A 15,729-nucleotide genomic window follows, 5' to 3' on the forward strand; every position below is an offset into this window, starting at 1 on the left:
ACTGGGAGTAAGGGCGCAAAATACTTCCGGCAATGACGATTTCGCCGCGCTGATGGGGCTGCAAACCGAACGCACGACACAGGCCGAAGATGCGGGGATCGGCCTCAAGCGAGAGCTGAACAATCTGCTGAACCGCTACCCCGCCGAACTCAAACGCACCCAGACCCAAATAGAGCAACGGGCCCTGCTCGGCAACAGCACCCACCTGAAACTCAACGCCGTGCAACAGGCAATTGCCGCGCTGGAACCGCAAGTGCGCGCCGAGCACGGGCAGATCCAGAGCGAGGTGAGGCTGATCCAGGGTCTGATGATTGGCCTGATTCTGCTGATCGCACTGCTGATCGACACTCTGCAACGCAGACTGGCCAAGGTCCTGACCCATTTGACCGGGTCGCTGTCGACCTGGGCCGACGGCGACTTCAGCCGCGACATCCAGCTGGGCAAGACCAATCGCGAGCTGCATGACATTGAGGCGTCGCTCAATCGCCTGCGCCAGTACCTGGTGAATCTGGTAGGCACCCTGCGCCTGAATGCCCAACAGGTCGCCGGCAGCAGCCAGACCCTGGCCGAACTCAGCAACGGCCTGCACAGCGGCGCCGAACGCCAGGCTGTTGATACGGCCCAGATCCGTGACGCACTGGGCGAACTGGAGGCCACCATCACCCAGGTCGCAGGGGATGCCAGCCATGCTGCCGATGCCAGTCGCAGCGCCGGCCTGGCCGTTGCCCAGGGGCAGCGCGTAATAGACCAGAGCCTGACCGGGTTGCGCGCGCTGGTCGGGGAAGTACAAGGCAATGCACAGAGCATCGAACGCCTGGCAGAAGAGTCGGCGACCATTGGCGGGGTCTTGACCGTGATCCGCTCCATCGCCGACCAGACCAACCTGCTGGCACTCAATGCGGCCATTGAGGCCGCCCGTGCTGGAGAAATGGGCCGCGGCTTTGCCGTGGTTGCCGAAGAAGTCCGCTCCCTTGCGCAACGGACCGCAGGCGCCACCAGCGAGATCCAGACCCTGATTGGCGGGCTGCAACTGGCCGCCCGGCAATCGGTTGAGGGCATGCGCGCACAAGTGGAACATGCCCGGGCCACCGCCGAAAAAGCCCAGGACGCTGAAGGCGCGCTGGATGAGATTGTCGATGCGATTACCACCATCTCCGGCACCGCAATGCGCATCGCCGACGTCACCGCACAACAAGGCACGGCTGTGGGGGAGATTCGCAACCACGGTGAGCGCATTCACCAATTGGGCGACGACAACCTGCAACGTATCGCTGTTGCTAGGGACCAGAGCCAGCAATTGCTGGAGCTGGGCGGCAAATTGAACTCAGCCGTGCACAGTTTTCGCCTGTAGAAGCGAGCTTGCTCGCGAGCAAGCTCGCTGCTGCAGGGCATCTCAGCATTCACTCCGCTATCATGCGCCCACGTTTGATTTGCGAGATTCCTATGCGCCGCCTGTTCCTTGTTCTGTGTTTGCTGCTCGCCGTACCGGCCATGGCCGCCGGCCTGCTGGATAACCGGCCCAGCTCTACCCTGGGTGCAATCAATAACAGCAACGACTTTTTACCGGTGCGTGACGCGTTCAGGCTCAACCTGATCGACAGCACGCCCGAGACCATCAAGCTGCGTTTTGTCCCCACCGAAGGTTATTACCTGTATCGCCACAAGTTCGCCTTTAGCACCGAACCCGCCGATATCGCCCTGGCCACGCCACAGTTACCGCCCGGCGAGCAAAAGCACGATGAGTATTTCGGCGACGTCGAGGTCTATCACGGCATTCTTGATGTCGACATCCCGCGCCCGACCGATGATCAGCGTCCGTTCACCCTGGTGGTCACTTACCAGGGCTGCGCCGACAAGGGTTTGTGTTATCCACCGGAAACCGAACGCCTGAGCATCGGCGGCACCCCGGTTTCGACCGCAACCGGCGACATTGCCGCACCAGCCATCAATAGCTGGACCTGGCGCGAGCTGGCGCTGTTCTTCCTCGCCGGCCTGGGCCTGACCTTTACCCCCTGCGTGCTGCCGATGCTGCCGATTTTGTCGGGCGTGGTATTGCGTGGCCAGGTGGGCGGGCTGCGCGGCTTTAGCCTGTCACTGGCCTACGTGCTGCCAATGGCCGCCTGCTTTGCACTGCTCGGCGCGCTGATGGGGATGTTCGGCGCACAGCTCAACCTTCAGGCACGCCTGCAATCGGTGTGGGTACTGGCGCCCTTTGCCCTGTTCTTCGCGATTTTTGCCCTGGCCATGTTCGGGGTGTTCGAACTGAAGTTGCCGCAAGCCATCAGCAACCGCCTGGATCGCGTTGCCAACCGCACCCAGGGTGGCTCGCTGTGGGGCGCTGCCGTGCTGGGCGTGGTGTCCAGCCTGCTGGTATCGCCCTGCGTCTCGGCCCCGCTGGCGGGAGCATTGCTCTATATCAGTGCCAGTGGTGATGCCCTGGGCGGCGGTTTGAAACTCTTTGCCCTGGGGCTGGGCATGGGCGCGCCCCTGCTGCTGGTCGCAACCGGCGGTGCGGCCTGGTTACCAAAAAGCGGGCCATGGCTGGTCAGCGTCAAAAACGCCATTGGCGTGCTGTTGCTCGGTTTGGCCATAGCCCTGCTCAGCCGCGTGCTGCCGGGCCCCGTTACCCTGCTGTTGATTGGTCTGCTGGCGGCCGGGGTGAGTCTGTTTCTCGGCACTCTGGAGTTCGGCTACAAAGCCCCGCGCCAACGTCTGGCGCAGTTGCTTGGGCTATTTCTGCTGGTTTACGCCCTGGCCTGCTGGTACGGCGCCCTCAGCGGTCAAAGCGACCCGTTCAGGCCGCTTGGACACTGGCAGCCTGCGGCATCCGCCGCCGGCCCGGCCCAAAGCAGCAGTGAATGGCAAACCGTCAGCACCGCAGAGGAGCTGGACAAGGTGTTGGCACAAGCCAGTGCCGCCGGCCAGCCGCTGTTGCTGGACTGGTACGCCGACTGGTGTATCAGCTGCAAGGTGATCGAGCACGAGGTCCTGAACAACCCGCAGGTGCTGGACCGGCTCAAAGGCTACCGGCTGGTACGGTTTGACATGACTGCCAGCAATGCCGGGCAGCGCGCCCTGCTCGACCGCTACCAATTGTTCGGCCCTCCGGCACTGATGTTCTTTGGCAAAAACGGCAGTGAAAAAAGTGACTTGCGGGTCATCGGCGAGATCAATGCAGCAGACTTCGCCGAACGTGTCGACAACGCAAATGACCGGATCTAGAGAGCTGGTCACAAACTTTTCGCGAACATCGGTCATCGTGCTGGCTATTGCAGTTAACTGGACAGCGAATCCGCTTTTCGGCATAGTCGCCCGGCATTGATAACTGCACACACATAACAAGGAACAGCAGATGGCGACTTTTCTGGTTCTGCACGGCCCCAACCTGAATTTGCTCGGCACCCGCGAGCCGGGCGTCTACGGCGCTACTACCCTGGCGCAAATCAATCAGGACCTGGAGCAGCGGGCCCGCGATGCCGGTCACCATTTGCTCTATCTGCAAAGTAATGCCGAGTATGAGTTGATCGACCGGATCCACGCTGCCCGCGATGAAGGCGTGGACTTTATCCTGATCAACCCGGCTGCTTTTACCCACACCAGCGTGGCATTACGTGACGCGCTGCTGGCGGTGAGCATCCCATTCATCGAAGTGCATTTATCAAACGTGCACAAACGCGAACCTTTCCGCCATCACTCCTACTTCTCCGACGTTGCGGTAGGTGTGATCTGCGGCCTTGGCGCCAGCGGTTATCGACTGGCCTTGGAGGCCGCCCTGGAACAGCTTGAACTACAAGCTAAACGCCCCTGACCGACCCATTGGGAGTTGACGATTCATGGATATCCGTAAAGTTAAGAAACTGATCGAACTGCTGGAAGAGTCCGGCATCGACGAGCTGGAAATCAAAGAAGGCGAAGAGTCCGTACGCATCAGCCGTCACAGCAAGACTCCTGCTCAACAGTTCTACGCACCAGCGCCAATGCAAGCTCCGGCTGCTGCTCCGGTTGCTGTTGCTCCGGTTGCCACCGTGACCGAAGCACCTGCTGCACCAAAACTGAACGGTTTTGTGGTCAAGTCGCCAATGGTCGGTACTTTCTACCGTACCCCGGCACCTACCTCGCCAGCCTTCGTTGAAGTCGGCCAGACCGTTAAGGTCGGCGACACCATTTGCATCGTTGAAGCGATGAAAATGATGAACCACATCACGGCCGAAAAAGCCGGTGTTATCGAATCCATCCTGGTAGAAAACGGTCAACCGGTTGAGTTCGATCAACCGCTGTTCACCATCGTTTGAACCACGGGGAGCCAACGATGTTGAAGCCTCAGAAGCTGGAAAAAGTCCTGATCGCCAACCGCGGTGAGATCGCCTTGCGCATCCTGCGGGCCTGTAAGGAACTGGGCATCAAGACCGTTGCGGTGTACTCCACCGCCGACAAGGAGCTGATGCACCTGGGCCTGGCAGACGAAACCGTCTGCATCGGTCCGGCACCCGCCAACCTGTCCTACCTGCACATCCCGGCCATCATCGCGGCAGCCGAAGTCACTGGCGCCACGGCGATCCACCCGGGCTACGGCTTTCTGGCTGAAAACGCCGATTTCGCCGAGCAAGTCGAGAAATCCGGCTTCGCCTTTATCGGCCCGAAAGCCGACACCATTCGCCTCATGGGCGACAAGGTATCGGCCAAGCACGCCATGATCGCTGCCGGCGTACCGACTGTTCCGGGTTCTGACGGCCCGTTGCCGGAAGACGAAGCAACAGCCCTGCGCATCGGCCGCGAAGTCGGCTACCCGGTGATCATCAAAGCCGCTGGCGGCGGTGGTGGTCGCGGCATGCGTGTGGTGCACCGCGAAGAAGACCTGATCGAAGCAGCCAAGCAGACCCGCGAAGAAGCAGGCGCCTGGTTCAGCAACCCGATGGTCTACCTCGAAAAATACCTGACCAACCCGCGTCACGTGGAAGTTCAGGTCCTTTCCGATGGCCAGGGTCACGCGATCCACCTGGGCGACCGCGATTGCTCGCTGCAACGCCGTCACCAGAAAGTTCTGGAAGAAGCACCGGCACCGGGTATCGATGAAACTGCTCGTGCAGAGGTTCTGGCGCGCTGCGTCAAGGCCTGCATCGATATCAACTACCGTGGCGCAGGCACCTTCGAGTTCCTGTACGAGAATGGTCGCTTCTACTTCATCGAGATGAACACTCGTGTGCAAGTGGAACACCCGGTTTCCGAAATGGTTACCGGCATCGACATCCTGAAAGAGATGTTGAGCATCGCGGCAGGCAACAAGCTGTCCTTCACCCAGGATGACGTGAAAATTCACGGTCACTCCCTGGAGTGCCGGATCAACGCTGAGGACCCGGCGACATTCATGCCGAGCCCTGGTCTGGTCAAGCATTTCCACGCACCGGGCGGCAATGGCGTTCGCGTCGATTCGCACCTGTACAGCGGCTACAAGGTTCCGTCCAACTACGACTCCCTGATCGGCAAGCTGATCACCTGGGGCTCGACCCGTGACGAAGCCATGGCCCGCATGCGCAATGCGCTGGACGAAATCGTGGTCGACGGGATTAAAACCAACATCCCGCTGCACCGCGACCTGGTGAATGACGAAGGCTTCTGCAAAGGCGGCGTCAACATTCACTACCTGGAACACAAACTGGCCAAGCAGTAAGTTTGATTCCAGATCAACCAGGCCGCCTTCGGGCGGCCTGGTCGTTTCTGCAACCTACCCACGCTTTGCGGGAGCTGGCTTGCCAGCGATTGTCCCGTCGCCAGCATCGCCGGCAAGCCAGCTCCCTGTGGCGATGTACGACGAGGGCTTTTCATCGTTTTTTGATTACCCGCACCGCCCTCGCTCGCGTAAACTGGCGCGCTTCTCGCAGCCCACCGGTTGCACACTCCTATTTTTCAAAGGTGCCCGCCATGCCTTGGCTGCAAGTACGCCTCGCCATCAGCCCGGAACAAGCCGAAACCTACGAAGACGCGTTCCTCGAAGTCGGCGCCGTATCGGTAACGTTCATGGATGCCGAAGATCAGCCGATCTTCGAACCTGAACTCAACACCACCCCGTTGTGGTCCCACACCCATTTGCTGGCACTGTTCGAAGGCGGCACCGAAGCCGACCTCGTTCTGTCCCATCTGGAACTGCTGACCGGCTCGCCCCTGCCCGAGCACCATGCCGAAGTCATCGAAGACCAGGACTGGGAACGCAGCTGGATGGACAACTTCCATCCGATGCGCTTCGGTCAGCGCCTGTGGATCGTCCCGAGCTGGCACGCCGCGCCGGAACCGGACGCCGTGAACCTGCTGCTGGATCCGGGCCTGGCCTTTGGTACCGGTACCCACCCGACTACCGCACTGTGCCTGGAATGGCTCGACGGTCAGGACCTGAAGGACTGCAGCGTGCTGGACTTCGGTTGCGGCTCGGGGATTCTGGCAATCGCCGCCCTGTTGCTGGGGGCCAGACAGGCCATCGGCACCGACATCGACGTACAGGCGCTGGAAGCCTCGCGCGATAACGCCGGGCGCAACAATGTCGCCGCAGAGCTGTTCCCGCTGTACCTGCCCGAAGACCTGCCACAGGTTCAGGCCGACGTGGTGGTTGCCAACATCCTGGCCGGCCCCCTGGTCTCCCTGGCCCCGCAGCTGTCGAGCCTGGTCAAACCGGGCGGTCGCCTGGCGCTGTCGGGCATCCTCGCCGAACAGGGCGAAGAAGTCGCCGCAGCCTACGCCGCAGACTTTGATCTTGACCCGATCGCCAATCGCGATGGCTGGGTGCGCATCAGTGGCCGTCGCCGCTAGAGCCTGTTGACCTTTGGTTGCGGCCGCGACGCGGCTCGCAATCAAACGGGTACAGCCCCTACAATGCACGCCTGCCCAATCCGGATGGCCACATGAGCGATAGCTTCGTTACCCAGTGTCCACACTGCCAGACCAATTTTCGCGTCAACCACGCCCAACTGAGCGCGGCTCGCGGCGTTGTGCGCTGTGGCGCCTGCCTGCAAGTGTTCAATGCTGCACAGCAACTGCTGAACAAACGCACTGAAAATGAACAACTGCCGACAGTAACGACCCCTGATGTTGCAGAACCCGAGGTCATCGAGCCGCCTGCCGGGCCCAAGCCCGTCAGCCCGGAACACTGGCAAGCAGCCGAACTCGATCTCGACCATCTGGATCTGGATGAAGAACTGGCCCGGCTCGAAGAGCGTGAGATCCAGCCCAGCAAAAGCTTTGGCCAGCCCCACAAGGTAAAAGACAGCTCACTGAGTGCCCGGCGCGACAGCCCGGACGCCGAAGAAAGCCAATGGGCAGACAGCCTGTTCAGCGATTCGGCGGCCGAACGCGCCGAAACCTCAGCGCTCGCCAGCAAAGCCGCAGAGAAGCTCAGCGAACCCGCCTCAACGGGGCGCACCGAGCCGTCATTATCACTGGACCTCGACGAGCCGGATGAAACGCCGCCGCTCAAGCTTTCGCTGGACGATGAGCTGGAGCCGGGACTGACCGGCGAACACCTGAGCGCGAGCGATGATGACGACGACGAGCCCCCTGAGCCGTTGCCCCTGAGCAAGCGCAGACGCAACGAACCAAGAGTGCGTGAAGACGCACTGCTGGATCTGGTCGACGACCCGCTGCAGCTGGACTGGCAAAAACGCCGTACACCATGGGGCAAACGCCTGCTTTGGGTCTTGCTGATACTGCTGGCCGGCGCGGCACTGGCTGGCCAATATATTGCCAATCATTTCGATGAACTGGCCCGACAGGATCAATACCGCCCGATCTTCCAGCAACTGTGCCCGCATCTCGGCTGCACAGTGCCGTCCAGGGTCGATATAGACCGAATCAAAAGCAGCAATCTGGTGGTACGCAGCCATCCCGAGTTCGCCGGAGCGCTGGTGGTAGACGCCATCCTCTACAACCGCGCGCCGTTCTCCCAGCCTTTCCCGCTGCTGGAGCTGCGGTTCGCCGACCTGCACGGCAAAATGATCGCCAGTCGCCGTTTCAAGCCCGGCGAATACCTGATCGGTGATCTGGCCAAGGCCGAAATGCCGCCACAGACACCTATCCACATTGCCCTGGACATTCTCGATCCAGGCCCGAAAGCCGTGAACTACAGCCTGAGCTTTCATTCCCCGGAATGAGCGCGTGGCGCTTTTAGCTGCAAGAGGCAAGTTAGAAGTGAAATGCTGATTTGCTGTGTATTGCAGCTTGTCGCTTGAGGCTTGTGGCCAGCCTTCGGCTCCAATTGTTCAAAATTCATCCAATTGCGTCTTTATCCGGTCATCGAGAGCGGGTATCATGCCAACCCTTTTTCGAACTCCCAAGATCCGGCCCCACAACAGGGAAGTCCTATGTCGGCGGTACGCATCGGCCCATATACATTGCACAACGGTTTGATCCTCGCCCCTATGGCGGGCGTCACCGATCAACCTTTTCGTCAGCTTTGCCGACGGATGGGCGCGGGACTGGTTGTCTCGGAAATGGTCACCAGCGACATGAGTCTCTGGAATAGCCGCAAGTCACGCTTGCGCATGATTCACGACGGTGATCCCGAGCCCCGCTCGGTACAGATTGCCGGCGGTGACGCGCAAATGCTGGCAGATGCCGCCAGGGCCAATGTGGAACTGGGCGCGCAGATTATTGATATCAACATGGGATGCCCGGCAAAAAAGGTCTGCAACAAGGCCGCGGGCTCCGCGCTACTGAAAGACGAAGCATTGGTGACCGAGATCCTGCAGGCCGTCGTGGCTGCGGTTGATGTGCCGGTCACCCTGAAGATCCGCACCGGCTGGGACCGGGACAACAAAAACGGCCTGACCGTGGCGAAAATTGCCGAACAGGCCGGAATTGCTGCTCTGGCGGTGCACGGCAGAACCCGCGCCGACCTGTACACCGGTGAAGCCGAATACGACACCATCGCCGCGATCAAGCAGGCGGTGTCGATACCGGTATTTGCCAACGGCGACATAGATTCACCCCACAAGGCCCGGCACGTGCTGCAAGCGACCGGCGCTGACGGACTGTTGATTGGCAGGGCGGCCCAAGGGCGGCCCTGGATTTTCCGCGAAGTTGATCACTTTCTGCGTACCGGGCAACTCCTGCCGGCACCACAGATGAGCGAAGTGGAACGTATTCTGCTAGAGCATTTGGCTGCACTGCACACCTTCTATGGGGAGGTATTGGGGGTACGTATTGCCCGCAAGCATGTCGGCTGGTATCTCGCAACCTTGCCGGGCGCCAAGGAGTTTCGCGCCCACTTCAATCGTTTAGAAGATACGGAAGCACAATGCGCCAACGTTCAGGCGTTTTTCGCCGAACGACACAAGAGCCTGGGGACAGGGGACGAAGGATGGGTGGCCGCATGACGATGATGACCGAGACATTAGTGAGTGGAACAACGCCCGTGAGCGACAACGTCAACCTGAAACAGCACCTCAATACACCGAGCGAAGAAGGTCAGACCCTTCGTGGCAGTGTCGAAAAGGCGCTGCACAATTACTTCGCCCACCTGGAGGGCGCTGAAGTCACGGACGTGTACAACCTGGTACTTTCCGAAGTCGAGGCCCCGCTGCTCGAGTGCGTCATGAACTACGTCAAGGGCAACCAGACCAAGGCCTCAGAGCTGCTGGGACTTAATCGCGGCACCTTGCGCAAAAAACTCAAGCAGTACGATCTGCTGTAAGCATTCAATCAAACCTGAAAGGCGTCCCGGTAAAACGGGTCGCCTTTTTTGCTGACTCCTTTGCTTTTGATGGAAATCGAGATGACCGATCAGACTACCCGCCTGCCGATCCGCCGCGCTTTAATCAGCGTTTCCGATAAAACCGGAATCCTTGATTTCGCCCGTGAACTGGAAGCCCTCGGCGTCGAGATCCTCTCCACCGGCGGTACGTTCAAGCTGCTCCAAGACAACGGCGTAGCCGCTGTCGAAGTTGCGGACTACACCGGCTTTGCGGAAATGATGGACGGGCGGGTGAAAACCCTGCACCCGAAAATCCACGGCGGCATCCTGGGCCGTCGCGGCATCGATGACGACATCATGAACGAGCACGGCATCAAGCCGATCGATCTGGTAGCCGTAAACCTCTACCCCTTCGAAGCAACCATCAACAAGCCAGGCTGCGACCTGCCGACCGCCATCGAGAACATCGATATCGGCGGCCCGACCATGGTCCGTTCGGCAGCAAAAAACCACAAAGACGTAGCGATCGTGGTCAATGCCAGCGATTACGCCAACGTGCTGGAAAACCTCAAGGCCGGTGGCCTGACCTACGCCCAGCGTTTCGACCTGATGCTCAAGGCGTTCGAACACACTGCCGCCTACGACGGCATGATCGCCAACTACCTGGGCACCGTTAACCAGACAGCCGAAACCCTGAGCACCGAAGGCCGCAGCCTGTTCCCGCGCACCTTCAACAGCCAGTTCATCAAGGCCCAGGAAATGCGCTACGGCGAGAACCCGCATCAAAGCGCGGCGTTCTACGTAGAAGCCAAGCCGGCCGAAGTCAGCATCGCAACCGCCACCCAGCTGCAAGGCAAAGAGCTGTCGTTCAACAACGTGGCCGACACCGATGCCGCGCTGGAATGCGTAAAAAGCTTTGTCAAACCGGCCTGCGTGATCGTCAAGCACGCCAACCCGTGCGGCGTCGCAGTCAGCCCGGACGCCGAAGGCGGCATCCGTCAGGCCTACGAACTGGCTTACGCCACTGATACCGAGTCGGCATTCGGCGGCATCATCGCCTTCAACCGCGAGCTGGACGCCGAAACGGCCAAAGCCATCGTCGAGCGTCAGTTCGTTGAAGTGATCATCGCCCCGTCCGTGAGCGAAGAAGCGCGCGCCATCGTGGCCGCCAAAGCCAACGTACGCCTGCTGGCCTGCGGCGAGTGGAGCGCAGACCGCGCACCGGCCTGGGACTTCAAGCGGGTGAATGGCGGTTTGCTGGTGCAAAGCCGCGACATCCAGATGATCGGCAGCGAAGACCTGAAAGTCGTCACCAAGCGCGCACCGACCGAACAAGAGATCCACGACCTGATCTTTGCCTGGAAAGTCGCCAAGTACGTCAAATCCAACGCCATCGTCTACGCCAAGAACCGTCAGACCATCGGTGTCGGCGCTGGCCAGATGAGCCGCGTAAACTCGGCCCGCATTGCCGCGATCAAGGCCGAGCACGCCGGTTTGCAAGTGCAGGGTTCGGTCATGGCATCCGACGCGTTCTTCCCGTTCCGTGACGGTCTGGACAATGCAGCCAAGGCCGGTATCACTGCGGTGATCCAGCCGGGCGGCTCGATGCGTGACAACGAAGTGATTGCTGCAGCCGACGAAGCCGGGATTGCCATGGTGTTCACCGGTATGCGCCACTTCCGTCACTAACTAGACGTCCCTTTCTGTAGGAGCGAGCTTGCTCGCGATCTTTTGACTGCTCGCGAGCAAGCTCGCTCCTACAGAGAAACAAAGCGTTTCCCAGAATTCAGCGTCATCCGAGGTTTTTGAAATGAATGTTTTGATCATTGGCAGCGGTGGCCGCGAACACGCACTGGCCTGGAAAGTAGCTCAGGACCCGCGTGTCGCCAAAGTATTCGTTGCCCCGGGCAACGCCGGCACCGCCATTGAAGCCAAGTGCGAGAACGTCGCTATCGACGTGCTGGCCCTTGAGCAACTTGCAGATTTCGCCGAGAAAAATGTCTCGCTGACCATCGTTGGCCCGGAAGTTCCACTGGTAGCCGGTGTGGTCGATCTGTTCCGCGCCCGCGGCCTGGATTGCTTCGGCCCGACTGCCGGCGCTGCCCAGCTCGAAGGCTCCAAGGCTTTCACCAAGGATTTCCTGGCACGCCACAAGATCCCGACCGCCGACTATCAGAACTTCACTGAAATCGAGCCGGCGCTGGCGTACCTGCAAAAAGTCGGCGCCCCTATCGTGATCAAGGCTGACGGCCTGGCAGCAGGCAAAGGCGTAATCGTCGCCATGACCCTGACTGAAGCCGAAGATGCCGTGCGCGACATGCTCGCGGGCAACGCATTCGGCGAAGCCGGTTCGCGCGTCGTTATCGAGGAATTCCTCGATGGCGAAGAAGCCAGCTTCATCGTGATGGTCGACGGCAAGAACGTGTTGCCGATGGCCACCAGCCAGGACCACAAACGCGTCGGCGATGCCGATACCGGCCCCAACACCGGCGGTATGGGCGCTTACTCCCCGGCGCCAGTGGTCACTGCGCAAGTGCACCAGCGCGTGATGGATCTGGTTATCTGGCCAACCGTGCGCGGCATGGCCGAAGAAGGCAACGTCTACACCGGGTTCCTGTACGCAGGCCTGATGATCGACAAAGCCGGCAACCCGAAAGTCATCGAGTTCAACTGCCGCTTCGGCGATCCGGAAACCCAACCGGTGATGCTGCGCCTGCAATCGAGCCTGGTGTTGCTGGTAGAGGCTGCTCTGGCCCAGGCGCTGGACAAGGTAGAAGCACAATGGGACCCGCGCCCGAGCCTGGGCATCGTCCTGGCTGCAGGCGGCTACCCTGGCGACTACGCCAAGGGTGCAGTGATCCATGGTCTGGATGCTGCAGCCAAACTGGAAGGCAAGGTGTTCCACGCCGGCACCGCCCTCAATGCCGCTGGCGAAGTGGTGACGGCCGGTGGCCGTGTGCTGTGCGCGACCGCCATGGGTGACACCGTTGCAGCAGCTCAAGAACAGGCTTATGCACTGGCCAAAACCATCGAATGGGATGGTTGCTTCTACCGCAACGACATTGGCTACCGGGCCATTGCACGCGAGCGCGGCGAAACCCAGGAATAGGTAACCCATATGGACAGGCAAGGGATCAAACCCTTGCCTAACTATTCCAGCGCCGCGCATAGTTACCATCAGGCTTCAATATACGAAGGGATTTCAGCGTGCGCTGGCTTAGGATCGCCATAGGTATTACCGTCAGTCTACTGACTGCTTTGCTCTATTTAACGCCGGTGCAGGCGGCCCAAGGCAACCTTTGGTCTGTCCTTCTGGACCATAGTGGCGACCTGCAACTGAGCGATGTCAGTTCCCCCCGCTTAAGCAATCAATTCAGCCCAATCGAGCTCGAAGAGCTGACCGCAGCCAACCCCGATGAGGCGTTATGGTTGCGATTCCGGCTGCAGCCCAACAAGCATGAACAGATTTTGCGAGTCTTCGCCCCGGATCTTGCACGTCTTGACCTGTACGTTCTCGACGGCAAAAAACTGATCAGCGAAACCAGCGCCGGCAGTACATTGCCGACGTCCGACAAACCGCTGTCCAGCAGCGACTACCTGCTGCCCTTGCCCCAAAGCTCTCAAGAGCTGGATGTGTATCTGCGCCTGGTTTCGGAGCATCAGCTGCGCCCGCACATTACCCTCGATTCCGCCGTCATACTCGCCGCTAACCAGGGCATGACCCTGCTCTACGGGCTGTTGCTCGGCTGCCTGGCAATGCTGGTGCTGCACAACCTGATCCGCTTTGCTTTCACCCGCTCAGTCAGCAGCCTGTGGCTCGCTGCCTGCGAAGCCTTGCTCCTGATCAGCTCGGCGCTGTTCTTGAATCTGCTGGGTCCCTGGTTTCCCGAGTGGCACAGCGCCCACCCACCCGGGGCCTATCTGGCGCTGATACTGACGGCGCCTTGCGGGTTGATGTTCACCTACAGTTTCTTTGGCGCCCGCAGCGCCCACAGGTTGCAGAAACTGTTGCTGCTCAACACCCTGATTATCTGTATCGGCGGCCTGCTGGTGCTGTTCTTCGACACCCTGCCGTTAAACGTGATGACCTATGGCCTGGTCGGGCTTGCAAGCCTGAGCATCCTGCTGGTCTCGGTTCACCACTTGCAGCAAGGCTACCGCCCTGCCCGCCTGTTCGTGGTGGCCATGATTGTGTTCAACATCGGCACCCTGGTGATTCTCCCGACGCTCCTGGGCCTGACCCTGATCGCACCCCAGGAGCTGATCCTGGCCTTGATGGCGGTGGTCTGTATCTGCGGCCTGCTGATGAGCATCGCCCTGAGCGAACGCGCTCGCAGCATCGCCGAGGACCAATTCAGCATCAGCCGTGACCTGGCCGCCAGTAACGCCGAAGTGAATGCCAAAGCCGAATTCCTGGCCAAGATCAGCCATGAAATTCGCACCCCGATGAACGGTGTACTGGGCATGACTGAACTGCTGCTGGGGACACCACTGTCGGTCAAACAACGTGACTACGTACAGACCATCCACAGCGCCGGCAATGAACTGCTGACGCTCATTAATGAAATTCTCGATATTTCCAGGCTCGAGTCGGGCCAGATCGAACTGGACGATGTGCAGTTCGACCTCAATGCCCTGATCGAAGACTGCCTGAATATCTTCCGCACCAAAGCCGAACAGCAAAACGTCGAACTCATCAGTTTCATTCAGCCACAGGTCCCGAGGGTCATCAGCGGTGACCCCACGCGCCTGCGCCAGACCCTGCTGAGCCTGCTCGAAAGCGCGCTGAAGAAAACCGTCGAAGGCGAGATATTGATTGTCGTAGCACTGGAAGAGCGCACTCAGCCGCCACGGTTGCGCATCGCCATCCAGGACTCCGGCCAGCCGATGGATGAACAGGAGCGCGAAGCCCTGCTCAGTGCCGAACTGCACAGCAAGAACTTCCTCGCCGCTACCCGCCTGGGCGGTCACCTGGGGCTGGTCATCGCCCGCCAGCTGATCAGCTTGATGGGCGGTGAGTTCGGCATAAAGCCGGGGCAAACCAGGGGCAGCAACCTATGGCTGACCCTGCCCCTGGACCCGCAACACCTCGAGCACCCGACCTCCGACCTGGACAGCCCGCTCAAGGGTGCACGGGTACTGGTGGTCGATGACAACGACACCTGCCGCAAAGTGCTGGTACAGCAATGCTCGGCCTGGGGTTTGAGTGTCAGCGCGGCGGCCTCGGGCAAAGAAGCCCTGGCCCTGTTACGCACCAAGGCGCATCTGCGCGACTACTTCGACATTGTGCTGCTGGACCAGAACATGCCGGGCATGACGGGCATGCAACTGGCGGCCAAGATCAAAGAAGACCCGAGCCTGAACCACGACATCCTGCTGGTGATGCTGACTGGCATCAGCAACGCCCCGAGCAAGATCATTGCGCGCAACTGCGGGATCAAGCGCATTCTGGCCAAACCGGTGGCGGGCTATACCCTGAAAACCACCCTGGCCGATGAACTGACCCAGCGCAACAAAGGCCAGATCTCTGCGCAGCTCCCGGCCAATGGCCCGCCAACAGCGGTGACGGTGCCTGGCGACTTCCGCATCCTGGTTGCCGAAGACAACAGTATTTCCACCAAGGTCATTCGCGGCATGCTGGGCAAGCTCAATTTGCAGCCCGACACGGCCTGTAACGGCGAAGAGGCCTTGAAGGCCATGAAAGCGCAGCGTTATGACCTGGTATTGATGGATTGCGAAATGCCGGTAATGGACGGCTTCTCGGCCACTGAGCAATTACGCGCCTGGGAAGTCAGCCATCAACGTATTCGCACCCCGGTGGTGGCGTTAACCGCACACATACTGGAGGAGCACAAAGAACGGGCGCGCCAGGCCGGCATGGACGGACACATGGCCAAGCCGGTCGAGTTGTCGCAACTGCGCGAGCTGGTGGAATATTGGGTGGCGCAACGGGAGTTGCGTGAATCCCAGGCGCAGCATTCCTAGGGCCCTACGCTGGCCGACAGACTGCCGGCGGCCTGATAGACTTTCGTCGCCTTTCTTCGGTGTGAGCT

Annotated in this window: 12 protein-coding genes; all 12 read left to right on the forward strand. The window is 60.2% G+C overall.

What is annotated here, in order from left to right:
- Positions 1–307 precede the first annotated feature (307 nt).
- The gene (locus tag B195_RS23275; protein WP_369826394.1) at positions 308–1,351 is read left to right on the forward strand and encodes a methyl-accepting chemotaxis protein; all 1,044 of its coding nucleotides are present in this window, start codon (positions 308–310) and stop codon (positions 1,349–1,351) included.
- Positions 1,352–1,443: 92 nt separating this feature from the next.
- Positions 1,444–3,222 carry a protein-disulfide reductase DsbD gene (locus B195_RS20195; protein ID WP_003439223.1) on the forward strand — a complete coding sequence of 593 codons (1,779 nt, stop codon included), beginning with the start codon at positions 1,444–1,446 and terminating at the stop codon, positions 3,220–3,222.
- 130 nt (positions 3,223–3,352) lie between these two features.
- Positions 3,353–3,808: a type II 3-dehydroquinate dehydratase gene (aroQ, locus tag B195_RS20200; RefSeq protein WP_003439222.1), complete on the forward strand. Its 456-nt coding sequence runs from the start codon at positions 3,353–3,355 to the stop codon at positions 3,806–3,808.
- A 25-nt stretch (positions 3,809–3,833) separates the two neighbouring features.
- Positions 3,834–4,292, forward strand: a complete 459-nt coding sequence (gene accB / locus B195_RS20205) for an acetyl-CoA carboxylase biotin carboxyl carrier protein (RefSeq protein WP_003439221.1) — start codon at positions 3,834–3,836, stop codon at positions 4,290–4,292.
- 17 nt (positions 4,293–4,309) lie between these two features.
- Positions 4,310–5,668, forward strand: a complete 1,359-nt coding sequence (accC, locus tag B195_RS20210; RefSeq protein WP_003439219.1) for an acetyl-CoA carboxylase biotin carboxylase subunit — start codon at positions 4,310–4,312, stop codon at positions 5,666–5,668.
- Positions 5,669–5,919: 251 nt separating this feature from the next.
- Positions 5,920–6,798 (forward strand): 50S ribosomal protein L11 methyltransferase, encoded by an 879-nt coding sequence (gene prmA / locus B195_RS20215; RefSeq protein WP_003439217.1) that lies wholly within the window; start codon positions 5,920–5,922, stop codon positions 6,796–6,798.
- 92 nt (positions 6,799–6,890) lie between these two features.
- Positions 6,891–8,135, forward strand: a complete 1,245-nt coding sequence (locus B195_RS20220) for a DUF3426 domain-containing protein (protein WP_003439214.1) — start codon at positions 6,891–6,893, stop codon at positions 8,133–8,135.
- Positions 8,136–8,345: 210 nt separating this feature from the next.
- Complete coding sequence (dusB, locus tag B195_RS20225; protein WP_003439212.1) at positions 8,346–9,359, forward strand: tRNA dihydrouridine synthase DusB; 1,014 nt, start codon at positions 8,346–8,348, stop codon at positions 9,357–9,359.
- Positions 9,356–9,676: a DNA-binding transcriptional regulator Fis gene (gene fis / locus B195_RS20230; protein ID WP_003439210.1), complete on the forward strand. Its 321-nt coding sequence runs from the start codon at positions 9,356–9,358 to the stop codon at positions 9,674–9,676. Before dusB ends, fis begins: the two co-directional genes overlap by 4 nt.
- 81 nt (positions 9,677–9,757) lie before the next feature.
- The gene (purH, locus tag B195_RS20235; protein WP_003439208.1) at positions 9,758–11,365 is read left to right on the forward strand and encodes a bifunctional phosphoribosylaminoimidazolecarboxamide formyltransferase/IMP cyclohydrolase; all 1,608 of its coding nucleotides are present in this window, start codon (positions 9,758–9,760) and stop codon (positions 11,363–11,365) included.
- Between the two features lie 121 nt (positions 11,366–11,486).
- Positions 11,487–12,785: a phosphoribosylamine--glycine ligase gene (purD, locus tag B195_RS20240; protein ID WP_003439206.1), complete on the forward strand. Its 1,299-nt coding sequence runs from the start codon at positions 11,487–11,489 to the stop codon at positions 12,783–12,785.
- A 98-nt stretch (positions 12,786–12,883) separates the two neighbouring features.
- Entirely contained in the window at positions 12,884–15,661 is a 2,778-nt protein-coding gene (locus B195_RS20245; protein ID WP_003439203.1) for a hybrid sensor histidine kinase/response regulator, read from the forward strand.
- The last annotated feature ends 68 nt before the right edge of the window (positions 15,662–15,729 follow it).

The organism is Pseudomonas sp. Lz4W (assembly GCF_000346225.2).
GTDB lineage: Bacteria > Pseudomonadota > Gammaproteobacteria > Pseudomonadales > Pseudomonadaceae > Aquipseudomonas > Aquipseudomonas paraversuta.

Bases quoted from the DNA above. Each gene is read 5' to 3' on its own strand.
- B195_RS20220 (WP_003439214.1), top strand. From the start codon at position 6,891: ATGAGCGATAGCTTCGTTACCCAGTGTCCACACTGCCAGACCAATTTT.
- B195_RS23275 (WP_369826394.1), top strand. From the start codon at position 308: ATGATTGGCCTGATTCTGCTGATCGCACTGCTGATCGACACTCTGCAA.
- purH (WP_003439208.1), top strand. From the start codon at position 9,758: ATGACCGATCAGACTACCCGCCTGCCGATCCGCCGCGCTTTAATCAGC.
- dusB (WP_003439212.1), top strand. From the start codon at position 8,346: ATGTCGGCGGTACGCATCGGCCCATATACATTGCACAACGGTTTGATC.
- aroQ (WP_003439222.1), top strand. From the start codon at position 3,353: ATGGCGACTTTTCTGGTTCTGCACGGCCCCAACCTGAATTTGCTCGGC.
- B195_RS20195 (WP_003439223.1), top strand. From the start codon at position 1,444: ATGCGCCGCCTGTTCCTTGTTCTGTGTTTGCTGCTCGCCGTACCGGCC.
- prmA (WP_003439217.1), top strand. From the start codon at position 5,920: ATGCCTTGGCTGCAAGTACGCCTCGCCATCAGCCCGGAACAAGCCGAA.
- accC (WP_003439219.1), top strand. From the start codon at position 4,310: ATGTTGAAGCCTCAGAAGCTGGAAAAAGTCCTGATCGCCAACCGCGGT.
- purD (WP_003439206.1), top strand. From the start codon at position 11,487: ATGAATGTTTTGATCATTGGCAGCGGTGGCCGCGAACACGCACTGGCC.
- accB (WP_003439221.1), top strand. From the start codon at position 3,834: ATGGATATCCGTAAAGTTAAGAAACTGATCGAACTGCTGGAAGAGTCC.
- fis (WP_003439210.1), top strand. From the start codon at position 9,356: ATGACGATGATGACCGAGACATTAGTGAGTGGAACAACGCCCGTGAGC.